Source organism: Streptomyces celluloflavus (assembly GCA_000720995.1).
GTDB classification, from domain to species: Bacteria; Actinomycetota; Actinomycetes; order Streptomycetales; family Streptomycetaceae; genus Streptomyces; species Streptomyces celluloflavus.
The window spans coordinates 156,800-179,464 of record JOEL01000006.1 but is presented as its reverse complement, the minus strand read 5'-3'; the positions used below and the strand labels follow the sequence as shown (position 1 = coordinate 179,464).

22 protein-coding genes are annotated in these 22,665 nt (G+C 73.0%); 15 read left to right on the top strand and 7 right to left on the bottom strand.

Annotation, left to right across the window (positions count from 1 at the left end):
- Window positions 1-63 precede the first annotated feature (63 nt).
- The 5 genes from aroH (at window position 64) to der (ending at window position 4,535) form a co-directional block, all read left to right on the top strand.
- Window positions 64-426: a chorismate mutase gene (aroH, locus tag IH09_RS08385; RefSeq protein ID WP_052855469.1), complete on the top strand. Its 363-nt coding sequence runs from the start codon at window positions 64-66 to the stop codon at window positions 424-426.
- Window positions 423-1,508: a prephenate dehydrogenase gene (locus tag IH09_RS08380; protein ID WP_052855468.1), complete on the top strand. Its 1,086-nt coding sequence runs from the start codon at window positions 423-425 to the stop codon at window positions 1,506-1,508. The genes aroH and IH09_RS08380 overlap by 4 nt, the downstream gene beginning before the upstream one ends.
- Before the next feature lie 85 nt (window positions 1,509-1,593).
- Window positions 1,594-2,325, top strand: coding sequence for a (d)CMP kinase (gene cmk / locus IH09_RS08375; protein WP_052855467.1), 732 nt, complete (start codon window positions 1,594-1,596; stop codon window positions 2,323-2,325).
- Entirely contained in the window at window positions 2,322-2,978 is a 657-nt protein-coding gene (locus IH09_RS08370) for a lysophospholipid acyltransferase family protein (RefSeq protein WP_052855466.1), read from the top strand. Before cmk ends, IH09_RS08370 begins: the two co-directional genes overlap by 4 nt.
- Before the next feature lie 96 nt (window positions 2,979-3,074).
- Complete coding sequence (gene der / locus IH09_RS08365) at window positions 3,075-4,535, top strand: ribosome biogenesis GTPase Der (protein WP_052855465.1); 1,461 nt, start codon at window positions 3,075-3,077, stop codon at window positions 4,533-4,535.
- A gap of 27 nt (window positions 4,536-4,562) precedes the next feature.
- Here der and IH09_RS08360 read toward each other — a convergent pair whose 3' ends face one another.
- Together IH09_RS08360 and IH09_RS08355 are read right to left on the bottom strand one after the other, a co-directional pair.
- The gene (locus IH09_RS08360) at window positions 4,563-4,847 is read right to left on the bottom strand and encodes a hypothetical protein (RefSeq protein WP_052855464.1); all 285 of its coding nucleotides are present in this window, start codon (window positions 4,845-4,847) and stop codon (window positions 4,563-4,565) included.
- Window positions 4,848-5,036: 189 nt separating this feature from the next.
- Complete coding sequence (locus tag IH09_RS08355) at window positions 5,037-5,834, bottom strand: hypothetical protein (RefSeq protein WP_052855463.1); 798 nt, start codon at window positions 5,832-5,834, stop codon at window positions 5,037-5,039.
- 285 nt (window positions 5,835-6,119) lie between these two features.
- On the opposite strand from IH09_RS08355, the gene IH09_RS36780 reads away from it, so the two are divergent.
- The 4 genes from IH09_RS36780 to IH09_RS08335 all read left to right on the top strand — a co-directional run bounded on the left by IH09_RS36780 (window position 6,120) and on the right by IH09_RS08335 (window position 9,342).
- The gene (locus IH09_RS36780) at window positions 6,120-6,701 is read left to right on the top strand and encodes a transglycosylase family protein (protein WP_240151027.1); all 582 of its coding nucleotides are present in this window, start codon (window positions 6,120-6,122) and stop codon (window positions 6,699-6,701) included.
- A 222-nt stretch (window positions 6,702-6,923) separates the two neighbouring features.
- Window positions 6,924-7,241, top strand: a complete 318-nt coding sequence (locus tag IH09_RS08345; RefSeq protein ID WP_052855462.1) for a hypothetical protein — start codon at window positions 6,924-6,926, stop codon at window positions 7,239-7,241.
- Window positions 7,238-8,278, top strand: coding sequence for a hypothetical protein (locus IH09_RS08340; RefSeq protein ID WP_240151026.1), 1,041 nt, complete (start codon window positions 7,238-7,240; stop codon window positions 8,276-8,278). Before IH09_RS08345 ends, IH09_RS08340 begins: the two co-directional genes overlap by 4 nt.
- 848 nt (window positions 8,279-9,126) lie before the next feature.
- A complete protein-coding gene (locus IH09_RS08335; RefSeq protein WP_052855461.1) occupies window positions 9,127-9,342 on the top strand; it encodes an I78 family peptidase inhibitor in 216 nt (71 codons plus the stop codon).
- Window positions 9,343-9,448: 106 nt separating this feature from the next.
- On the opposite strand, the gene IH09_RS08330 is transcribed toward IH09_RS08335, so the two are convergent.
- Window positions 9,449-10,477: a phosphatase PAP2 family protein gene (locus IH09_RS08330; protein ID WP_052855460.1), complete on the bottom strand. Its 1,029-nt coding sequence runs from the start codon at window positions 10,475-10,477 to the stop codon at window positions 9,449-9,451.
- Between the two features lie 266 nt (window positions 10,478-10,743).
- Complete coding sequence (locus tag IH09_RS08325; RefSeq protein WP_052855459.1) at window positions 10,744-11,937, bottom strand: glycosyltransferase family 39 protein; 1,194 nt, start codon at window positions 11,935-11,937, stop codon at window positions 10,744-10,746.
- 212 nt (window positions 11,938-12,149) lie between these two features.
- On the opposite strand from IH09_RS08325, the gene IH09_RS08320 reads away from it, so the two are divergent.
- Window positions 12,150-13,778, top strand: coding sequence for an MFS transporter (locus tag IH09_RS08320; protein ID WP_052855458.1), 1,629 nt, complete (start codon window positions 12,150-12,152; stop codon window positions 13,776-13,778).
- A gap of 161 nt (window positions 13,779-13,939) precedes the next feature.
- Complete coding sequence (locus IH09_RS08315) at window positions 13,940-15,136, top strand: acyl-CoA dehydrogenase family protein (protein WP_052855457.1); 1,197 nt, start codon at window positions 13,940-13,942, stop codon at window positions 15,134-15,136.
- 52 nt (window positions 15,137-15,188) lie between these two features.
- Here the strand turns inward: IH09_RS08315 and IH09_RS08310 are convergent, their stop codons facing one another.
- From IH09_RS08310 to IH09_RS08300, 3 genes are all read right to left on the bottom strand, one after another.
- Entirely contained in the window at window positions 15,189-15,647 is a 459-nt protein-coding gene (locus IH09_RS08310; RefSeq protein ID WP_052855456.1) for a cell division protein SepF, read from the bottom strand.
- Between the two features lie 256 nt (window positions 15,648-15,903).
- Window positions 15,904-16,872, bottom strand: a complete 969-nt coding sequence (locus IH09_RS08305; protein WP_052855455.1) for an ABC transporter substrate-binding protein — start codon at window positions 16,870-16,872, stop codon at window positions 15,904-15,906.
- Window positions 16,869-17,375, bottom strand: coding sequence for a GNAT family N-acetyltransferase (locus IH09_RS08300; protein WP_052855454.1), 507 nt, complete (start codon window positions 17,373-17,375; stop codon window positions 16,869-16,871). The genes IH09_RS08305 and IH09_RS08300 overlap by 4 nt, the downstream gene beginning before the upstream one ends.
- A gap of 744 nt (window positions 17,376-18,119) precedes the next feature.
- Here IH09_RS08300 and IH09_RS08295 point away from each other — a divergent pair.
- The 4 genes from IH09_RS08295 to IH09_RS08280 are packed head-to-tail and all read left to right on the top strand — an operon-like array spanning window position 18,120 to window position 22,624.
- Window positions 18,120-19,034, top strand: coding sequence for an amino acid ABC transporter permease (locus tag IH09_RS08295; RefSeq protein WP_110952157.1), 915 nt, complete (start codon window positions 18,120-18,122; stop codon window positions 19,032-19,034).
- On the top strand, window positions 19,031-20,947 hold the full coding sequence (locus tag IH09_RS08290) for an FAD/NAD(P)-binding protein (protein WP_052855452.1): 1,917 nt from the start codon (window positions 19,031-19,033) through the stop codon (window positions 20,945-20,947). Before IH09_RS08295 ends, IH09_RS08290 begins: the two co-directional genes overlap by 4 nt.
- Window positions 20,931-21,830: an amino acid ABC transporter permease gene (locus IH09_RS08285; RefSeq protein ID WP_052855451.1), complete on the top strand. Its 900-nt coding sequence runs from the start codon at window positions 20,931-20,933 to the stop codon at window positions 21,828-21,830. The genes IH09_RS08290 and IH09_RS08285 overlap by 17 nt, the downstream gene beginning before the upstream one ends.
- Window positions 21,827-22,624, top strand: a complete 798-nt coding sequence (locus tag IH09_RS08280; RefSeq protein ID WP_052855450.1) for an amino acid ABC transporter ATP-binding protein — start codon at window positions 21,827-21,829, stop codon at window positions 22,622-22,624. Before IH09_RS08285 ends, IH09_RS08280 begins: the two co-directional genes overlap by 4 nt.
- The last annotated feature ends 41 nt before the right edge of the window (window positions 22,625-22,665 follow it).

The following is a 22,665-nucleotide window of genomic DNA, read 5'->3' as shown; positions in this document are numbered from 1 at the left end:
GATACGCTTGACCGTGCGTGCGGGGGCACGTCGGAAGCGGTACACAACACAGGGAGCAGTGACGTGGCGGTACGAGCGGTCCGCGGGGCCGTCCAGCTGGAGCGGGACGACGCGGAGCACATGCGGGAGCGGGTCGCGGAGCTGCTCACCGCCATCCTGGAGCGCAACAGCCTCGTCCCCGACGACCTGATCAGTGTGTGGTTCACCGCCACCCCCGATCTGCACAGCGACTTCCCGGCCGCCGCCGCGCGCGGCCTGGGCATCACGGACGTCCCGCTGATCTGCGCCCAGGAGCTGGACGTCACCGGCGCCATGGAGCGCGTGGTGCGGGTGCTCGCCCATGTCGAGACCGGTCTGTCCAAGACCGGGATCGCCCACGTCTACCTCGGCGCCGCCGGGGCGCTGCGGAAGGACATCGCGCAGTGAGGACCGCCCTCGTCATCGGTACGGGCCTGATCGGCACCTCGGCCGCGCTCGCACTGCACGCGCGGGGTGTGCAGGTGTTCCTGGAGGACCACGACCAGGCCCAGGCCCGGACGGCTGCCGCGCTCGGTGCGGGCATCGCCGAGGCGCCCCCCGGCCCGGTCGATCTGGCCATCGTCGCCGTGCCGCCCGCCCATGTCGCGACGGCGCTCGCCGAGGCGATGCGGCGCGGCGTGGCGCGCGCATACCTCGACGTCGCGAGCGTCAAGGGCGGCCCGCGCCGCGAGCTGGAGGCGGCGGGCTGCGACCTGTCCCGCTATCTCGGTACGCACCCGATGGCCGGCAAGGAGCGTTCGGGACCGCTGGCCGCGGCCGCCGACCTCTTCGAGGGCCGGCCGTGGGTGCTGACCCCGCCCCGCGACGGCGACACCGAGGTCCTGAACCTCGCCCTGGAGCTGGTGGCGCTCTGCCGTGCCGTCCCGGTGGTGATGGACGCGGACGCCCACGACCGCGCCGTGGCCCTGGTCTCGCACACCCCGCAGCTGCTCTCCAGCCTCGTCGCCGCCCGCCTCAAGGGCGCCGACGAGACCGCCGTACGGCTGTGCGGCCAGGGCATCCGGGATGTGACCCGGATCGCCGCCTCCGACCCGGCGATGTGGATCGACATCCTGTCCGCCAACCCCGGCCCGGTCGCCGATGTGCTCGCCGAGGTCGCCGCCGACCTGGACGAGACCGTACGGTCGCTGCGCGCCCTGGAGAGCGACGACAAGGACGCGCGCGGGGCCGGCGCCGACGGTATCGAGGACGTGCTGCGGCGCGGCAACGCCGGCCGCGAGCGGGTGCCGGGCAAGCACGGCACCGCCCCGGCCGTGTACGAGAACGTCGCCGTCTACATCGGCGACCAGCCGGGCGAGCTGGCCCGGATCTTCGCCGACGCCGGCCGCGCCGCGGTCAACATCGAAGACGTCCGTATCGAACACGCCACCGGCCAGCAGGCGGGCTTCATCCAGCTCATGGTCGAGCCGCAGGCGGTGCCGGTGCTCACCGCGGAGCTGCGCGAACGGGGCTGGTCCATCCGGCAGTGACACCATGGACGGCGGGGCGCGGGTGAGCCAGTAACCTTGTGCGAGGTCTGTATGGCCTCAGCCCGCCGCCCTGTGTACGAGAAAGGTGTTCGTCACCGTGGAAACCGCCGCCCGGACCGCCCCGGCCGCAGTGATCGTCGCCATCGACGGACCTGCCGGCACGGGCAAATCCAGCACGTCCAGGGCCGTGGCGGCCAAGCTCGGCCTCGGCTACCTGGACACCGGCGCCCAGTACCGCGCCATCACCTGGTGGATGCTCTCCAACGGCATCGACGTGAACGACGCGACCGCGGTGGCCGACGCCTCCGCCAAGCCCGTGATCGTCTCCGGCACCGACCCGGCCGCCCCGACGATCTCGGTGGACGGTCTGGACGCCGCGGGCCCCATCCGGACCCAGGAGGTCACCGCCGCGGTCAGCGCCGTCAGCGCCGTCCCCGAGGTGCGCACCCTGATCACCGACCTCCAGCGCGGTATCGCCGCCGAGGCGCCGCACGGCATCGTCGTGGAGGGCCGGGATATCGGCAGCACCGTCCTGCCCGACGCCGACCTCAAGGTTTTCCTGACCGCCTCGGCCGAGGCGCGGGCGGCCCGCCGCAGCGGCGAACTCAAGGGCAAGGAGGCCGGCGACCTGGCCGCCACCCGCGAGGCGCTGATCAAGCGGGACGCCGCCGACTCCTCCCGGAAGACCTCCCCGCTGGCCAAGGCCGCCGACGCCGTCGAGGTGGACACCACCGACCTGACGCTGGACCAGGTCATCGAGTGCGTGGTCACCCTTATCGAGGGTGCCTGCGCCGAACGGGCCGGGGTCACCCGGTGACCGGACGCGGCACGGCACCGAGCCCGGCGGGCGCCGCGGTCGGCCGCCGGATCGGCATCGGCCTGATGTACGGGCTCTGGAAGCCCCGGGTGCTGGGCGCCTGGCGGGTACCGTCCGCGGGCCCCGTGATCCTCGCGGTCAATCACGCGCACGCCCTCGACGGCCCGATGCTGATGGGCACCGCGCCGCGGCCGGTGCACTTCCTGATCAAGAAGGAAGCCTTCGTCGGCCCGCTGGACCCGTTCCTGCGCGGCATCGGGCAGCTGAAGGTGGACCGCGACACCACCGACCGCAAAGCGATCACCGACGCACTCGGGGTGCTGGAGGCCGGCGGAGTGCTGGGCATCTTCCCGGAAGGCACGCGCGGCGAGGGGGATTTCGCGTCCCTGCGGGCCGGCCTCGCCTACTTCGCGGTGCGTTCCGGGGCCCCGGTCGTCCCGGTCGCGGTGCTCGGCAGTACGGACCGCAAGAGCCGGCTCACCCCGGCCGTGCCGCCACTGCGCGGCCGCGTCGACGTCGTCTTCGGTGACGGCTTCGAGGCGGGCGACGGCAGTGGGCGGCGCACCCGCAAGGCGCTGGACGAGGCGACCGTGCGGATCCAGGAGCGGCTGACCGCCCACCTGGCGGCGGCCAGGCGCCTGACCGGGCGCTGACCGACACTTGAGTAGTGGGCCGCCTGCGGGCGGTCCACCGATGACGAAGCCACGCGGCGCCAGCCGCATATTTCAGTAGGGCGAGGAACGGACTTCATGAACGACCAGATCCACACCGGCGACGAGCACGGTGCGCTTGGCGACGCCGAGTACGCGGAGTTCATGCAGCTCGCCGCGGAGGAAGGCTTCGACCCCGAGGAGGTCGAGGGCGACATCGCCGCGGCGGGGCACGGACCGCTGCCCGTCCTCGCCGTCGTCGGCCGCCCCAACGTCGGCAAGTCGACCCTGGTGAACCGCATCATCGGCCGCCGTGAGGCCGTCGTCGAGGACAAGCCGGGCGTCACCCGCGACCGCGTCACCTACGAGGCCGACTGGAACGGCCGCCGTTTCAAGGTCGTGGACACCGGCGGCTGGGAGCAGGACGTCCTCGGCATCGACGCGTCCGTCGCCCTCCAGGCCGAATTCGCCATCGAGGCCGCGGACGCGGTCGTCTTCGTCGTGGACTCCAAGGTCGGCGCCACCGACACCGACGAGGCCGTCGTCAAGCTGCTGCGCCGCTCCGGCAAGCCCGTCGTCCTGGTCGCCAACAAGGTCGACGGCCTGTCCGGTGAGGCCGACGCCACCGCGCTGTGGTCGCTGGGCCTCGGCGAGCCGCACCCGGTCTCGGCGCTGCACGGCCGCGGTACCGGCGACATGCTGGACGCCGTCCTGGAGGCGCTGCCCGAGGCGCCCGCGCAGACCTTCGGCGCCGCACTCGGCGGCCCCCGCCGGATCGCGCTGATCGGCCGTCCGAACGTCGGCAAGTCGTCGCTGCTCAACAAGGTCGCGGGCGAGGAGCGGGTGGTCGTCAACGAGATGGCCGGCACCACCCGCGACCCGGTCGACGAGCTGATCGAACTCGGCGGCAAGACCTGGAAGTTCGTGGACACCGCCGGTATCCGCCGCCGGGTCCACCTCCAGGAGGGCGCCGACTACTACGCCTCGCTGCGCACCGCGGCGGCCGTGGAGAAGGCCGAGGTCGCGGTCGTCCTGATCGACGCCAGCGATTCCATCAGCGTCCAGGACCAGCGGATCATCACGATGGCCGTGGAGGCCGGGCGCGCCCTGGTCATCGCGTACAACAAGTGGGACAACCTCGACGAGGAGCGCCGCTTCTACCTGGAGCGGGAGATCGAGCGCGACCTCGTGCAGATCCCGTGGGCGATGCGGGTGAACGTCTCCGCGCGCACCGGACGGCACATGGAGAAGCTGGTCCCGGCGATCGAGACCGCGCTTGCCGGGTGGGAGACCCGTATCCCGACCGGTCGGCTGAACGCCTTCCTCGGCGAGATCGTCGCCTCCCACCCGCACCCGATCCGCGGCGGCAAGCAGCCCCGCATCCTCTTCGGCACCCAGGCCGGCACGAAGCCGCCGCGCTTCGTGCTCTTCGCCTCGGGGTTCCTGGAGGCCGGCTACCGACGCTTCATCGAGCGCCGGCTGCGCGAGGAGTTCGGCTTCGAGGGGACGCCGATCCACCTCTCCGTGCGGGTGCGCGAGAAGCGCGGCCGGAAGAAGTAGCGGCGGCGGCCCGGCCGCGGCGGGCGTTCAGCGCCCGTGCAGCCGGGAGTCGCGCGGCCCCGGCGGCAGTGCCGCCGGGACATGGCCCCGGAAGGGGTACGGCTGCCGGGCCACGACCTCCCAGTGGCCGGACGACGCCGTCGTCCGGGCCCAGTCCCGGTGACCGCCGAGCAGCTCCGGGCCCGGTGGCTCGTCCGTACGGTCCCCGGGCAGCGCCCGGAAGGAGCGGCGGTACTCGGCGTACAGCGCGTCGTAGATCGGCGTCGCCGAACCGAGGCCGGTGTGCGCTCCCGGATCATGCGGCGGGCGCATACCGGGAATCGGGGGAGGGTACGGGGCACGCGAAGAAGCGTCGTATGTGTGCACGTATGTGCAAACGATCCCGATGCCGTCGGGATGCGGCTTTTCGGGCGGAAATGGATGCACGCGGGGGCAGGACCGCCGTATCAGGCGGTGCTGCCCCCGCGTGCGGTGTGCCGGTCCGGCGGTGCGCCGGACCGGTCAGGTGCCGGCCAGCGGCATCATCGCGGCGACCAGGACGCCCTGCGCGGCCGCCTGCTCCAGCGCCTGCCGCATCAGGTCCTCCCGCGGCTGGTGCCCGATGGTGCCCGCCGGCGCGGCGTACATCAGCACGCTCTGCGCCTTGTTCGCGGCGGCGCGCCAGCCGTCGGAGACGGCCAGCGGCTGATGGGCCTGCCACCACGCGGACTGGCTGCCGGCCGAGCCCGGCTGCAGGACGGCGTGCAGCTTGCCCATGGCCAGCAGTGCGGACCAGCCCGGATTCAGGACGGGCAGTTCGTTCATGTCCTTCACCGCGTGGAAGCCCTGCTCCAGGAGGAGGGGAAGGAAGTCGTCGTCCAGGCTCACCGAACCGGGGCGGGCGATCGGGCCGTTGGGCTCGACGACCAGCGCGGGGCGCAGCTCGCTCTCGATGAGCACCAGGCCGCAGGTGATGCCGAGGGTCGCCTGGCGGTCGCCGGTGGGGATCGGTGTGCTCGGTGCGGGCGCCGCACCGGCGGTGTCCTCGCCGGTGATGGAGCGCACGGCTCCCTGGAGCTGCTCCTCCGACACCGGGACGACCTGCGAGGGAATGCACGTCGCGTGCGCGAACGCGAGCACCGCGGTCTCCTCGCCCACGAACAGGACGGTGCTGGTGCGCTCCTGCTCACTGTCGCCCGGGGTGCGGCAGGAGGTGCAGTCGTAGCTGCCGGGGGCGCCGTTACCGGCCAGCAGTCGGTCGGCCTCTTCATCGCCGATCTCGGCGCGAACGTCGTCACTGACGTCGAGCATGCGCGGCACGGGTGGCTCCTCGTTTTCTGAGCGGCGGCCGGGCGGTCTCCCGGCTCGTAGAACAACAACGGGCGAGCTCGGGCAGGGGTCACGCGTGGACGGGAACGGAATCGAACCATTCGGCGCCCAGGGGGAATCGGTGAAAAGGCGTCCCGAAACCGGTCACGCACCGTCAATTTGCGCGCAATACCTGGCGCAGGTGGCGGTGCCGCGTACACCGGACCGGGTGGGCCGGCCGCACCCCGCGCGCGGCGCCGCCGGTCCGCGCCGTACGGCTGCCTAACGTGACCGGCCATGCTGCTCACGTCGGTCATGCCGCTCCTGACTGCCGGCTCCTCGGCGCCGCCCGCCACCTCGGTGCCCCGGCGCCGCGCGACAGCCGCCGGGCTGCTCGCCGGGGCGGCCGCCGCGCTGGCCCTGTGGCTGCCGGGCGGCGCCGCGGCCGCCGGTCCGCGTGGCGACGGCGACGGCCCGGCCCCGTACGCCTGTGCCGTCGACGGATGGCCGTGGGGCTGCATCGCCGAGTGCGAGAGCGGCGGTGACTGGCACATCAACACCGGTAACGGCTACTACGGCGGCCTCCAGTTCGGGCAGCCCACCTGGGAGCGCTACGGGGGCCTCGTCCACGCGCCGCGCGCCGACCTCGCCACCCGCGGCCAGCAGACCGAGATCGCGGAGAAGGTGCTGGCCGACCAGGGCTGGACCGCCTGGCCCGGCTGCTCCGGGCACTACGGGCTGAGCGGCAGGACCTATGCCGCACGGCGCGGCGGCCCGTCCGGGGGGACCGCGGCGGCCGGAACCGTCCCGGCCCTCCGGAGTGGTGTCCCGGTCTGCGGCGGCCTCGCCTTCCTCCCGGGCGCCTGCCGGCCCTGGTAGGGCCGACGGCCGGACGCATCGCGCGGCCGTGTGGTTGCCCAGCCCGCCTACCGATGCCCTAACTTTCGCGGCACAACTTGGCGAAAGCCCTCAACTCGGAACCCTCGCGCGCGGTCCTGACGTTCAGTAGTTGGACGCGTGACGTCACCGAGGGCCGGTGGCGAGCCGCGGGGACGGGACGGCCAGGCACGACCGGAAGAGCAGGGACACAGGACGGACGGGATGCACCTCTCACTCCTGATTCACCACGCCCACGGCGTCGGGGAAGAGCTCCGGACGGCCCGCACCCCGGCCCGTACCGGGGCCGCGCGGCACGGCGCCGGGACCGTCCCCGTACGGCGCCACCGCGCCGCGCCGGTCCCCGGCCCGCGGCGGCTCCCGGACCTCCGGGAGAGCGGCCCCGCCCGCGGCGGCGCAGCCCCGGCGCCCGGCCACCGGTGGGGCGGTGCCCCGTGGTGCGCCCGGGGCGCACTGTCGAGCGGCGCATACGCCACCGAGGACGCGGCGGGTGCCGTGGTGAGAGAGGTGCGGACGGGATGAACGCGTCGACGTGGCTGCCCGCGGCCGGAGCCGAGGCCGACGAGCCCGGGGGCAGCGGCCCGGGGCCGGACGTTCCGGAGGACACCGGGCCGGAGGACACCGGGCCGGAGGGCGCAGGGCCGGGGCTCACGGGCGGCGGACCGGCGGCCGGCCGGGAAGGGCGCGAAGCGCCGGTGGCGGGGGAGCTGCGGGCCGACTGCATCGCGGACTCCGCGGGCGGCCTCACCTTCGATCTGACCGCGCCTCAGGACGCCGACACCACCTGGAGCGCGGCGCTGGTGCTGCGGTTGCGCGGCGATGAGGGCGCGGCCGACGAGGTGCGGCTGCCCCTCGGGCCGAACGGCTCGGGCCGGCTGCGCGCCGTACTGCCCAGCACCGTCGCGCTCGCCGAGGGCCGCTGGCACGCCTACGCGGACCTGGGCGACGGCCGCGAGCCGCGGCGCCTGCTGCCGGGCGTCAACGACCTGCGGCCACTGGTGGGCCGCCGACCGCTGGCGGGCATCGGCCGGCTCGGCGTGCGCATCCCGTACGCGACCAGGTTCGGCAATCTCGCGCTGCGCAGCTGGCTGCGCGGCCCGCATGCCGAGGCCGGCGACATCCTGGTGGCGCCCGAGGGCCTGACGGTCTCCGGCCGGCTGTACGGCGCCGCCCCGGCCGCCGGGGCGCGGGCCGAGGCCCGCGCGCGGCGTACCCCGGCGGCGGACGGCGCGCCCGGTGGCGCCGGTCCGGCCACCGTCACCGTCCCGCTGACCGTCGAGGGCCGGGACTTCACCTTCACCCTGCCGTACGAGGAGCTGGCCGCCCGCTGGGCGGGCGGCGACGAGCCGTGGGACCTGTGGCTGCGGCCCGCCGAGGGTGCGCGTCCGGTCCGCATCGCCCGTCTCCTGGACGACCTCCCGGACAAGAAGCGGGCCGTCAGCTACCCGGCGCTGCCGGTGCCGGCCGCGGCGGGCGAGTTCACGGTCGGCCCTTACTACACGTACGACAACGACCTGGCGATACGGGTCGCGGGCCCGGCCCGGCCGGCCGCGGGCTGACGGCAGGCGGGGGACCGGAGACCGGGGCCAGCGGCTGTCGGCGACGGCCGGGAGGCTCGCGGCGGGCCGGAGCGCCAGGCCGGACCGCCGGGATACCGACGGTCCGCGCGGGCTCGGCTGCCGCGTCCACCCCGCCTCGGCGCGTCCACCCCGCCCCGGGACGTGGACCGCGCAGACCGGCGTACCTCCTGCGCGGACCGGATCGCCCGCACAGCGTCCACGCGGCCCGCGCTGGGCACTCGCCACTCCGCCTGCCGAGAGACTCGCCCAGGACCTCGCCAAGGACCTCGCCAGGTACGTCTCCGGGGGCGCCTCCACCCAGGCTCTCCGCGCGGCGGGCGACGGTGCCGCCGCGCGCCTCGGCGGCAGGGGCGGCGGTGTACCTCGATCCGTCCGCCAGGGCCCCGGAAGCGCTCGACGGGCCCCGCTGTCCGCCGCGCGCCGGGGCGGCGAACGCACCGTCCTGCCCACCGCGCCCGGTCCGCCCCTGTGGGGGATGATGTGCGGAAAATGTGTGTGGGATGTGTGTCGTTGGCCAATTACCGGACGGCCGATAAAGGACTTCGGGTAACGGGAATCCCGGGCCGGCGACGGATTGTTTTCCGAACGGCATCCGGTGCTGTCCGGGGTGACGGCAACTCGTTTCAGGTTTGATCAAGGCCGAATTCCGCCGACTTCATTTTCCACCCGGTTGCGGCATCGGATGGCCCGTATGGGTGAGCGAAGTTCCGGCAAACGCAGCAGCCTTAGCTGTGACACAAGTGTGACCAATGGCGGACCGGGAGGTCATCGTCGTATGGGAAGGAAGGGACTTCCGCACGTCGGCGCGGCCGCCTACGGTGGCTGCCATGGCACCCGTACCGCACCCCCTGAACGAACCCGAGGACGACATCGAGGTGTACGTCGGTCTGGCCGGGCAGGACGCCGAGGACCGGGCCCGCACGCGAGGCTGGAGCACGGTCCGCTCGCTGGCACCGGGCACGGTGATCACCATGGAATACCTGGGTGGCCGGCTCAATTTCGAGGTCCGGGACGGCCGGGTGCACCGCTGCTGGAAGGGCTGACGGCGGCGGTGTACGGCGAAGGCCCCGGCTGCTCCCGAGGGGGAGCGGCCGGGGCCTTCGATGCGGGGAAGCGGGTGTGCGTACCGGCCCCGCGGTCAGGGGGCGGTCAGCCGGTCCCGTTGCGGCCGCGCCCGGATGTCGGGCTCAGCGGTGTGGCGCGCGGGACACGGTCCGCGTGCGGCGGCCGTCGGCTGCCCGCCGGGGTGACAGGTGAACGCTCCGCACGGGTGGTGTGCGGCCGGGGCGGGTGGTGCGGGCGGCCGTCCGGGGTGCGGGCGGTACCGCCACGGCCGCCCGTACCGGCGCCGACGGTCTCGCGGACGAGCACCTCGCCGTCCGGGGCGACACGCTGCCGCGAGACGGGTGCCGGCAGACCGGCCGGCAGCGGGCCGCGCAGCGACTCGGGGCGCCGCAGCCACAGCCGCAGCAGCAGACCCATCAGACGGTCCTCCGCCAGGGTCATCGCGGGCTCCAGCCACGGCAGCGCGAGCAGTACCAGCAGACCGGCGGCCCAGCCGAGCAGGACGTCGCTGACCCAGTGCGTACCGAGGTAGACGGTGGTCATGCCGACGCCGAGCGCGCCCAACGCGGCGATCACCGACAGCGTCCGGCGGCGCAGCGGCGTGGTGGCCAGATAGGCCAGCACACCCCAGGTGACCACGGCGTTCGCGGTGTGACCCGAGGGAAATATATCGCCGCCCAGCCACATCTCGTTGGCGCCGACCGTCGTCGCGTAGTGCGGGCCGAGCCGGCCCATGCCGAGCTTGGCGGCGCCCACCGTCATGTTCAGCAGCAGCAGCGAGGCGCCCAGCACCAGCAGCGGGTGGAGGTTGCGCTGCCGCCAGCAGCGCCAGCCCAGCCAGGCCGCCACCGCCACCGCGGTGGGTCCGCGCTGCCCCAGGACGACGAAGTAGTCCAGGAACTCGTGGATCGCCGGCCACTGCTTGTACGGCCGGAAGAACATGAGCTGCCAGTCGAACGTGACCAGCCATGTGTTGGCCAGCACTCCGACGACGATCGCGAAGTACACCGCCAGCGTGCCCCCGAACAGCCACAGGCGGGTCCGGGTCATGCGTGGTCGGGCGCGGTCGGTCGGGCGCTCCTCCATCTGGTCGAGCTTGTCATCGGTACGCACTCAATCGACGTTACCGCGTGTGATGTAGGTGCTTGGTCAAACTGTGAGCTTTGTAATGACGATGTGATGTGGAATGTGTCTCAACCGTGTCTTCGGCACACGGATTCGGAAGGGAATTATGAACGTTTTGGATTCCCATCGGAGCGCTCGGGCGTTGCGCCGTCGGCGCTTTATCTGCTTTTCCGCGGGCGGATTTTATCTCCGATTCGCACGGGTGTCGCGAGCGTTTTCCCGGGGCGCGGTGCTCACGGAGGGGAATCTCCCGGTCACGGAGGGCCCGAACCGTTCAGCCAGAACGCCCCGTACACCGCCGAGCCCACCGCGACCGCGCCGACGACCGCCCAGGAGCGCACCGGACGCCACCGCGCCAGTCCCACCGCGAGCGGCAGCAGCAGGGGATAGGCCGGCATCATCAGCCGCGGCTTGGAGCCGAAGTAGCCCTTGGCGGTCAGCGCGAGCAGCAGGACGATGCCGCCGTAGACCACCAGCGGCAGCGGCTGGCCCTGCCGTACGCCGCGCACGTACAGCCAGATCACCAGCGCGACGCCGATGAGCAGTCCGAGTCCGGCCGGGAAGGCGGGGCCCGACAGCAGGTGCCAGAGGAACGAGCCGAAGGCGATCCCGCCGTCGAAGCCGTTGTGCCAGCCGGCCTGGACGTCCAGATAGCCGGTGAGGCTGCCCTGCCGGGCCGCGACCCACAGGAAGTAGCCGCAGAAGCCGAGCGGTGCGAGCACGACGCCCGGTATCAGGCCGCGGTGCCGCTCCCGGAGGGCCGCGCGCAGCCCGGCGCCGTCGGCCCGCTCCCGCCACAGGGTCACCGCGGCGGTGATCCAGACGGCGGCGACGACCGCGGCGCCCACCGGCCGGGTCAGCCCGGCCAGCGAGGCCAGTACGCCGGCCGCCACCCAGCGGCCGGTCAGCACGGAGTACCCGGCCCAGGCCGCGAGGGCGGTGAACAGGGACTCCGAATACGCCATCGACTGCACGATCCCGACCGGCAGCGCCGCCCACAGCGCCGCCAGGGCCACCCCCGCGCGCGGGGAGTGCAGCCGCTCGCCGGTCGCGTACAGCGCCCAGGCCGCGGCGAGCGACGTCAGCCAGGCCACCACCATCCCGGCGTCGGCGGCGGACAGCGGCGAGATCGCGGACAGACCGCGCTCCAGCCACGGGAGCAGCGGGAAGAACGCCAGGTTGGAGTGGACGTCGCCGTTGGCCAACTGGACGGTGTAGCCGTAGCCCTGCTCGGCGACCCGGGTGTACCAGAGCGAGTCCCAGCGGGCGGTGAGCAGCGTGTGCCAGTCCTTGCCGTTCGCCGTCGACCAGATGGCGAGCACGACGAGGCCCAGCAGCCGGATCGCCGCGTACACCGCCAGGGCGGGTGCGGCGCGGCGCAGCGCGGCCCGTACGGCGGGCCGCGGTGAGGTCCGGCCGGGGGCGGCCGTGGAGGCGGGATCGTTCATCCGGTCGATTATCCAGGTGACCGAAGAGCGCGTGGCGAGGGCCGGTGGGGGAACGCGGAGCCCTGCGATGCGCGTCTCATCGTGAGGTGAGCCACGCGGCGCCCCTGGGGACTCGCGTAGTCTGACGTCTCAACTCGCCCGTGCCGCCGGTTCCCCCGGGGCGTTTTCGTGCCCTGATCAGTGGCCGCGAGAGCATGACAGGAGGTACGTGCATGTCCGGGACGACCGCGTCCGGCAGTGGACGGACGGCTGGTGTTCCCCGGCTTCCAGGCGGCGGCGTGAACCGCTGGACCGTGCTGATCGTGCTCTGCGTCAGCCTGCTCTTCGTCGCACTGGACACCACGATCCTGTACGTGGCCGTGCCCTCCGTCACCGAGGACCTGCGCCCCGGCCCGGTGGAACTGCTCTGGATCGTGGACGTCTATCCGCTGATAGCGGCGTCGTTGCTGATCCTCTTCGGCACGCTCGGCGACCGCGTCGGCCGCCGGCGCATACTGCTCCTCGGCTACGGCCTGTTCGCGCTGGCCTCGGCCGCCGCGGCGCTGGCCCCGAATCCGCAGATCCTGATGGCGGCCCGTGCGCTGCTCGGCATCGGCGGCGCGATGATCATGCCCGCGACGCTGTCGATCCTGCGCCAGGTCTTCCCCGACCGGCGGGAGCGCGCGGTCGCGATCGGCGTGTGGAGCGCGGTGGCCGCGGTCGGCGCCGCCATCGGCCCGGTCCTCGGCGGTTTCCTCGTCGAGAACTTCTGGTGGGGCTCGGTCTTCCTCATCAACATCCCGATGATGGCTGTCATGTTCCTGGTGGGACGCTGGCTGCTGCCGGAGTCGCGGGGCGAGCGCAACGGCCCCTGGGACCTGGTCGGCACGGTTATCGCGGCGCTGGGCGTGCTGGGCATCGTCCTGGGCGTGAAGCGGATCGGCAGCGGTACGGCCGTCCTCGGCCTTACCACGCTCGGCCCCATCGTCATCGGCACCCTGCTGCTGATCCTCTTCGTCCGCCGCCAGCGCAGGCGCGAGCATCCGCTGCTCGATATGCGGCTCTTCGCCCGCCCCGCGTTCGGCACCTCCGTCGGCTGCATCGTGCTGGCGATGCTCGCGCTCGTCGGCCTCCAGCTGATCGCCGTCCAGTACCTCCAGCTCGTCCTCGGACTGAGCCCGCTGGAGACCGGACTGCGGATGCTGCCGCTGGTCTTCGCCGCGATGGCCGCCGGGCTCGCCGGTTCGCGGGTGCTGCAGGCCGTCGGCCCGCGGGCGATGGTCTCCCTCGGGTTCGTCCTCACCGCCGCCGCGGTGCTCTGCCTGACCGCGATGAACGACCAGGACCGCGTCTGGCTGCTCTCCCTCGGCTTCGTGCTGCTCGGCTTCGGTTTCCAGAGCACGCTCTTCGGCGCCTACGAGTCGATGCTCAGCGAGGCGCCCGCGGCGCAGGCCGGCGGCGCCGCGGCCATCGGGGAGACCTCCTACCAGCTCGGCGCCGGTATCGGTGTCGCGCTGCTCGGCAGCGTGATGAACGCGGCCTACGCCCCGGGCCTCTCCCATGTCGACGGCGTCTCCGAGCGGTCCTCCGCCGCGGCGTCGCATTCGCTCGGTGAGGCGTACAAGGTGGCGGCGGGGCTCGGCGAATCGGCCAGGGCCGCGCTGCGCGAGGCGGCCCGGGACTCCTTCATCCGCGGGCTGCACATCACCCTCGTCAGCAGCGCCCTGCTGCTGCTGGTCGGTGCGGCCATCGCGCTGCGGCTGCCGCGCCGGGCCGCGGACTCCGCGGAGCGGGCCGAGGGCGACACCGCCACGGGCGCCGGCTGCGACAGCGAACCCGCCCCGGCGGGCTCCGGCCGCTGACGGCCGCCGGACGTTCCTCTCCTCCCCTTCCGTCCCCCCGGGTCCGCCGCGCCCCGCCGCGCGGTGGTGACCCTTGCCCGGACGGCGCCGGGGGCCGTACCGTCGGCACGCCAACTACCACTGCTAGTTTTGTGTGCGCCGAACCTGCCGGAGGCCCCGCCATGCCCGCACAGCCGCCCTCGACGCTTCCGCCGTTCGACCCCAGCGACCCGCTGGGCCTGGACGACCTGCTCACCGACGAGGACCGCGCCGTCCGCGGCACCGTCCGCCGGTGGGCCGCCGACCGTGTCCTGCCGCATATCGCCGACTGGTACGAGCGCGGCGAACTCCCCGGCATCCGCGAACTGGCCCGGGAGCTGGGCTCCCTGGGCGCGCTCGGCATGTCCCTGACCGGCTACGGCTGCGCGGGCGCCTCCGCCGTCCAGTACGGCCTGGCCTGCCTGGAGCTGGAGGCCGCCGACTCCGGCATCCGCTCGCTGGTCTCCGTGCAGGGCTCGCTCGCCATGTACGCGATCTGGCGCTTCGGCTCCAAGGAGCAGAAGCAGGAGTGGCTGCCGAGGATGGCGGCCGGCGAGGTCATCGGCTGCTTCGGGCTGACCGAGCCCGACCACGGCTCCGACCCCGCCGGGATGCGCACCCACGCCCGGAAGGACGGCACCGACTGGGTGCTGACCGGGCGCAAGATGTGGATCACCAACGGCTCGGTGGCCGGTGTCGCGGTGGTGTGGGCCCGGACCGACGACGGCATCCGGGGTTTCGTCGTACCCACCGACACCCCGGGGTTCTCGGCCCCCGAGATCACCCGCAAATGGTCCCTGCGCGCCTCGGTCACCAGCGAACTCGTCCTGGACGAGGTGCGGCTGCCGGCCGACGCGGTACTGCCGGAGGTCACCGGGCTGCGCGGTCCGCTGCACTGCCTGAGCCACGCCCGCTACGGGATCGTGTGGGGCGCGATGGGGGCTGCGCGGTCCTGCTTCGAGGCGGCGCTGGAGTACGCCGGGACGCGCGAGCAGTTCGGCAAGCCCATCGGCGGCTTCCAGCTCACCCAGGCCAAGCTCGCCGACATGGCGGTCGAACTGCACAAGGGAATCCTGCTCGCCCACCATCTGGGGCGGCGTCTGGACGCCGGGAAGCTGCGCCCGGAGCAGATCAGCTTCGGCAAGCTGAACAACGTCCGCGAGGCGATCGAGATCTGCCGCACCGCCCGGACGATCCTGGGCGCCAACGGGATCTCGCTCGAATACCCCGTCATGCGGCATGCGACGAATCTGGAATCGGTGCTCACCTACGAGGGCACCGTCGAGATGCATCAGCTGGTACTGGGCAAGGCGCTCACCGGTCTCGACGCCTTCCGCTGAGCGGTGGCGCCGGGCGCGGGCCGACGGCCGGCCTCCGGTGAGCGGCCCTGCCTCAGTTCTGGTTGAAGAAGCCGCCGGTCCTGCGGTGACCGGCGGCCTCGCCGTTGAGCACCTTGTAGTCCGGCGGGGTGAGCAGGAACACCCGGGGGGCGACCCGCTCGATCGAACCGCGCAGCCCGAAGGTCAGCCCGGCGACGAAGTCCACCACGCGCTTGGCGTCGGAGGACTCCATGGCCGTCAGGTTGACGATCACCGGGACGCCCTCCCGGAACAGCTCACCGATACCGCGGGCGTCCCGGAAGCCGTCCGGGGTGACCGTGGCGATACGGGTGCCCTGGTCCTGGGCCGCCTCGTCGGTCACCCGGGCCCGTGGGTCGGTCACCCAGGAGCTGCCGGCCGAGTCCGTGGACGCGGAACCGGACCCCTCGGCGTAGTCGTCGTCGTAGTAGCGCTCGTCATCGTTGTCGTCGACGAGCCCAAGCCAGGCACTCGCCCTGCGCACCGATCCCATGGACGCCTCCTCTCACCCGCGGTTTCTGTGTTTCGTCTCCCTATGGTCGTTCATGATGCGGAGCGAGCGCCAAGCGGATACCCGCCGCACGGGGGGTTCGTGACACATCTGGTGCAAAGTGGGTGGCGCGGTGTCAGCGCACGCGCCCCCGTGGCGAACTGACAGTACGACGGGTGTCACGGTCGGTGCGGACGGGCGGTGGCGGTGCGCGGCCGGTGGGATCGGGGCCGGTGCGGACGGGCCGCCCGGACCGGGGTCAGCGGATCTCCGGCGGGCTGATCCGCGAGGTGGTGACGGCCGAGGCGCCGGTGCCCCACTTCTTCAGGATCCGGTCGTAGGTGCCGTCCGCCTTCAGCCGGTTGACCGCGGCCTGGACGGCGGGCGCCAGCGGGGAGCCCTTCTTGAACGCGAAGCCGACGTCCAGCCGCTTGAACTCGTTGAGGAACCGCAGGCCCTGCTGCTGCCGCACGGCGTAGCGCAGCCCGTTGATGGTGCTCATCACCACATCGCTGCGCCCCTGCTGCAGCGAGATCCACAGTGCGCCCTGGTCGGCGTAGGTCTTGACGTCGTACGGCGGCTTTCCGGCGTCCCGGCACCGGTGCCGGTTGTCCTCCAGCGTCGCCTCGAAGGTGGTGCCGGCGCCGGTGGCGACGGTCAGTCCGCACAGCTGCGGCAGCGCGGTGACCTTCTTCAGCGGGCTGTCCGCGCGGACCGCGAAGCCCTGGCCGTCGTTGATGTACGTGACGAAGTCGATGGTCTTGCGGCGCTCCTCGGTGACGCCGAAGTTGCCGGTGGCCAGGTCGTACTTGCCGCTGTCGAGGGCGGGCAGGATCGCCTCGAAGCTCGCCACCTCGCGGGTGAGCTTCAGGCCGAGGACCTTGCCGACCGCGTCCGCGAAGTCGATGTCCTGGCCGGCCACGGTCGTGCCGTCGGGGAGATAGGTGGCGCCCGGCGGGGTGCCGACGCTGGCGGCCAGGGCGAGGGTGCCCCGGGCGCGGACGTCCGCGGGCAGCAGTTTCGCGGCGGCCGGGTCCTCCGTGACGCCGGAGACCACGTCCGTCGTCGGGACCTCGGCGGCGGCCGGTCCCGCCGCGCCGGCCGCACCGCCCGAGCCGCAGGCGGTGAGCGCCAGGACGGCGGTGGCGAGGAGGGCGGCGGCGCGCGGCGCGGTGGTGCGGGGCCGCGGGGCGCGCGCCGCCCGGTCGCGGGGCGTGGTGGTGGTCATGGGCGGGGGATCTCCAGGTGCTTCTCGAACGGCAGCGGGCCGATCGTCTCCGGGTCGGCGGTCGGGTCGAACAACGGGCGGTAGCCCGCGGCGAGATAGAGCCCCTTGGCCTCGGGCTGGCGGGGGCCGGTCGTGAGGTAGACACGGGTGTAGCCGCGGTCGGCGGCGTCCCGTTCCAGGACGTCCAGCACCCGCCGGGCCAGACCGCGGCGGCGGTGCGCGGAGTGCGTCCAGATCCGTTTGAACTCGGCGGTGTGCGCGTCGTAGCGGCGGTACGCACCGCCGGCGACCGGACCGCCGTCCGCCAGGAGCAGCAGGAACGCGCCCCGCGGCGGGGTGAACTCCTCGGGCGGGTACTCCAGGCTCAGATCGACGGGCTTCTCGTACCGGGTGCGGTACTCGTGGGTGAGTTCGTCCAGCAGTGGGCGGGCGAGCGGATCGGTGACGGTGGTGTGCAGGACGGTCGGGGCGGCCGCGTACGGCGGCCGGGGCGCGCCGGTCACCGGACCGCCCCGGCGTCGGCCGCGGGGGAGCCCAACTCCCTTGTGGATAGCGCGAGTCCGGCGGCCGGGCGGCGGCATACGCGCGGGGCGGGTCCGCACGGACCGGGCGCGTACGGACCGGTGGCGTACGGGGTGAAGCGGTGCCCGGACGGTGGGTCCGGGACGTGGTCGGTCAAGGTCAAGACGCCGAAGCGCATACCGCGCCCTTCTTCGAGCGTGCCGGCGGAACGGGGAAACAGTGAACGTGAACAGCGAACAGCGACCCGTGGAGGCGGGAACAGCCGTGGACAGGGTGGACAAGGAGGAACCGGGGGACGCCGGGGCGCCCGGGTTCCGGGACAGGCGAGGGGAGGGGTGCGCCGAGTGGCGGCGCGAAGTGTGAAGGCGCGCGGTAACGGGAGAGGAGAACCGCGAAACGGCCCGGCCTTATCGGCGGCGGGCTTCAGGGCAGGGCGTCAGCTCAACAGGAAGACGACCACACACGACCGAGGTCGATGTGGTCGCGGGTGACCAGCCGCTGCCATGCATACATGCGACCAAGTGGAACAGGCATCCGTTTCCACGTCAACCGCGCAGCGCTCCCTCGCTCACAGTGTGGACGGCATTGACAATGAGGCGTGTTCACCCCATAGCCTGCCCCTCATAGCCTCAAGGGGCGGTCGTGCTGAGGGGCGCGACCCGTTCCGCCTGTGTGAAGGCGCTCAACTCCCGTGTCAGATCGTTGAATCCACGGAGCCTTCGCGCATGCCTGTGAACGACGCAGTGTTGTCCGATCCGTCCGCGTCACCGGATCACCGCCCCCTCGACCCTCCTGGCGCACCACCCGCCGCGGACGCCCTCAAGGTCGTCCCCGTGCGCCGCACCGGCCAGTGGACCGCCGCCGCCGTGGTGCTGCTGCTCGCCATGGACGTCAACTCCCTCGTCCGCAACGACGCCTTCCAGTGGGGCGTCGTCGGCGAGTACTTCACCACCACCGCCGTACTGCGCGGCCTCGGGCTCACGCTGTGGCTGACCGTGCTGGTGACGGCGCTCGGCTTTGTGCTGGGCACCCTGCTGGCAGTGCTGCGGATGTCGTCCAACAAGGTGCTGCGGAGCGTCAGTTGGGGCTACATCTGGCTCTTCCGCTCGATGCCGGTCCTGGTCCAGCTGCTGTTCTGGTTCAACATCGGCGCGCTCTATCCGCAACTCGGCATCGGCATCCCGTTCGGCCCGGAACTCCTCACCGTCAAGACCGTGAACCTGCTCGGCCCGGTCACCATCGCCATCATCGGCCTCACCCTGCACGAGGCCGCGTACGCCGCCGAGGTCGTCCGCGGCGGCCTCCTCTCCGTCGAGAAGGGCCAGCTGGAGGCCGCCCAGGCGCTCGGGCTCGGCGCCTGGCGGCGGCTGCGCCGCATCGTGCTGCCGCAGGCGATGCGGGCGATCGTGCCACCGGCCGGCAACATGCTGATCGGCACGCTCAAGGGCACCTCCATCGTCAGCGTGATCGCCGTACAGGACCTGCTCTACTCCGTCCAGCTGGTCTACCACCGCACCTACCAGGTCATCCCGCTGCTGCTGGTCGCCACCATCTGGTACGTCGTGGTCACCTCGGTGCTCGGCGTCGGCCAGCACTACGTCGAGCGGCACTACGCGCGCGGTACGGCCGGTGCCCGATGACGAGGCCCTCCGTGGTGATCGTGGGAGCCGGGCCGCGCGGCACCGGACTGGTCGAGCGCATCGCCGCCAACGCCGCCGAACTGTACGGCGACCGGCCGCTGGACCTGCATCTCGTCGATCCGCATCCGCCCGGCGGCGGCCGCATCTGGCGCCACGACCAGTCCCCGCTGCTGTGGATGAACTCCCTGGCCGAGGACGTCACCATGTTCACCGACGAGACCGTGCGGCAGGAGGGCCCGGTGCGGCCCGGCCCCTCGCTCGCCGCCTGGGCCCGCGCGGTGCGCGACGGCGGGATACGCGTCGCACCCGGCCTCGCCGCGGACCTCGCGGCCCTGGGACCGCAGGACTTCGCCGCCCGGCGGCTGCAGAGCGCGTATCTGAGCTGGGTGTACGAGCGGTCGGTGGCCGCGCTGCCCCCGCGCATCGCCGTCCACGAACACCGGCGCACCGCCGTACGCCTCGCCGGAGCGCGCGACGGACGGCAACAGGTGTGGCTGGCGGGGTGCCCCACACCGCTCGTCGCCGACCTCGTCGTGCTCACCCTCGGCCATCTGGAGTCGACCCCGCCGCCCGAGCAGCGGGCGCTGACCGCCTTCGCCGACCGGCACGGGCTGACCCATCTGCCGCCCGCCTTCACCGCCGACAGCGATCTCACCGCGCTGCGCCCCGGCGAGCCGGTGCTCGTCCGCGGCTTCGGGCTGGCCTTCGTCGACCTGATGGTGCTGCTCACCGAGGGGCGCGGCGGCAGCTACACGACCGGCGCCGGCGGCGAGCTGACCTACCGGCCCTCGGGGCGCGAACCCGTCCTGCACGTCGGATCGCGGCGCGGAGTGCCCTACCACTCCAAGATCGGCTACGAGCTGCCCGGCGAACGGCCGCCGCTGCCCCGCTTCTTCGGGCCCGCGCAGCTCGACGCGCTGCTCGCCCGGCCCGACGGCATCGACTTCGAGCGCGACATCCGGCCGCTGATCGACAAGGAACTGGGCTTCGCCCACTACCACCGGCTGTTCACCGCCCATCCGGAGCGCACCCGCGTCAACTGGCCCGACTTCGAGGAGAAGTACGCCGCCGCCGACCCGGGCAGCGCCGCACTCCAGGCCCTGGTCGGCGCCTCGGTCCCGGACCCCGCCGACCGCCTCGACCTGGCCGCCCTGGACCATCCGCTGGCCGGGGTCCGCTACCGCGACGCCGACGCCCTGCAAGACGGGTTGCGCCGCTACATCGAGGCCGATCTCGCCCGCCGCCACGACCCCGCGCACAGCCCCGACCTGGCGGTCTTCCACGCCCTGCTGTCGGTGTACGGGCAACTGATCCGCATCGGCGACCGCGGCCCCTGGTGGCACGGCTTCTTCAGCTACCTCGCCTCCGGACCGCCCGGCCCCCGGCTGCGCCAGCTGCTCGCGCTCTCCCGGGCCGGGGTGGTGCGCTTCCTCGGCGCGGACACCACCGTCACCGCCGACGAACGGCGCGGGGTCTTCCGCGCCGAGAGCGCCAGCGTGCCGGGGGCGTCGGTCGAGGCCCGCGCGCTGGTGGAGGCGCGGCTGCCGGAACCGACGGTCGCGCGCACCCGGGACGCCCTGCTGCGCGGACTGCACTCCGAAGGCGCCGCGTCCACGGCCGCCGGACTGCTGGCCGTGGCCGCCGCCGACGGCCGGATCCTGGACCGGGCGGGCCGCCCGCACCCCCGCCGCTTCGCCCTCGGCCCGCACACCGACGCCCGCTCCGGCGGCGCCTTCGCCCGCCCCCGTACCAATGCCCCCGCCTTCCGGCAGAACGACGCGACCGCGCGGGCGCTGCTCACCTTCCTGCGGGACCGGACCCCACCGCCCGCCGGTTCTCACCCCGCCCCGCCGGTCCCCGCCGCCGTCCGCACCGCACCCACTCCCGAGGACTCCCATGCCGCTGACCAGTGATCCACCCCTCGACCGCACCGCCCCGCGGCGGACCGGGCCGCCGGCGGACGACGACCCGGCGGCGCTGAAGGTCGTCCCCGTACGCCACCCCTGGCGGTGGGCCGCCATCGTGGTGACGGCCGTGCTGCTCGCCCAGTTCGCGCACGGCCTGCTCACCAACCCGGCCTGGGAATGGGGGGTGTTCGCGCAGTTCTTCACCGCGGAGACCGTCGTCCGCGCGGTCTGGGTCACCCTCCAGCTCACCGTCTACGGCACCGTCCTCGGCTTCGCCCTCGGGATCGTGCTGGCCTTCATGCGGCTGTCCGCGAGCCCCTTCCTCAGGGCCGTCGCCTTCGGCTACATCTGGGCCTTCCGCTCCATCCCGCTCATCGTCCAGCTGCTGTTCTGGTTCAACCTCGCCTACCTCTACAAGCGCCTGGACTTCGGTATCCCCTTCGGCCCCGGCTTCTTCTCCTTCGACACCATGGGCCTGGTCGGCGCGATGAGCGCGGCGGTACTCGGCCTCGCCCTGCACCAGGCCGCGTACGCCGCGGAGATCGTGCGCGGCGGGGTACTGGCCGTGGACGGCGGCCAGTTGGAGGCCGCGGCCGCGCTGGGCATCCCCAGGCCGCGGCAGCTGCGCCGCATCGTGCTGCCCCAGGCGATGCGCGCGATCCTGCCGAACGCCGCCAACGAGGTCATCTCCCTCTTCAAGGGCACCTCGATCGTCTCCGTCATGGCGATCGGCGAACTCTTCTACCAGGTCCAGGTCATCTACGGACGGAACGGCCGGGTCGTCCCGCTGCTGATGGTGGCCACCGCCTGGTACGTCCTGCTGACCACCGTGCTCTCCGTCCTCCAGCACTACGTCGAACGCCACTTCGCCAAGGGAGCCACCCGATGAGCACCGCCACCACCCCCGCGCCGCCCGCCGGAACCCGGCCGATGGTCGAGGTCCGCGCCGTCCACAAGAGCTTCGGCGCGCTGGAGGTGCTGCGCGGTATCGACCTCCAGGTGCGCACCGGTGAGGTCGCGGTCGTCCTGGGCCCCTCCGGCTCCGGCAAGTCCACCCTGCTGCGCACCATCAACCACCTGGAGAAGGTCGACAGCGGCCGGATCAGCGTGGACGGCGCGCTGGTCGGCTACCGGCGCTCCGGCGACAAGCTCTACGAACTGCGCGAACGGGAGATCCTCAAGCAGCGCACCCATATCGGCTTCGTCTTCCAGAACTTCAACCTCTTCCCGCATCTGACGGTCCTGGACAACATCACCGAGGCGCCCCTCGCCGCGCTGCGCCGCCCGCGGAAGGACGTCCTCGCGACCGCGCGCGCCCTGCTGGACCGGGTGGGCCTCGCCGACAAGGCCGACGCCTATCCGCGGCAGCTCTCCGGCGGTCAGCAGCAGCGGGTCGCCATCGCCCGCGCGCTCGCCCTGGAACCGAAGCTGCTGCTCTTCGACGAGCCGACCTCGGCCCTCGACCCGGAGCTGGTCGGCGAGGTCCTGGCGGTCATCAAGGACCTGGCGCGGCAGGGCACCACCATGATCGTCGTCACCCATGAGATCGGCTTCGCCCGCGAGGTCGCCGACACCGTCGTCTTCATGGACGGCGGCCGGATCGTCGAACAGGGGCCGCCCGGCCAGGTCCTCGACCACCCCCGCCACGAGCGCACCAAGTCCTTTCTGTCCAAGGTCCTCTGACGTGCCGCCGTCCCCCGTCCGGCCGTCCCCGGCCCCCTCAT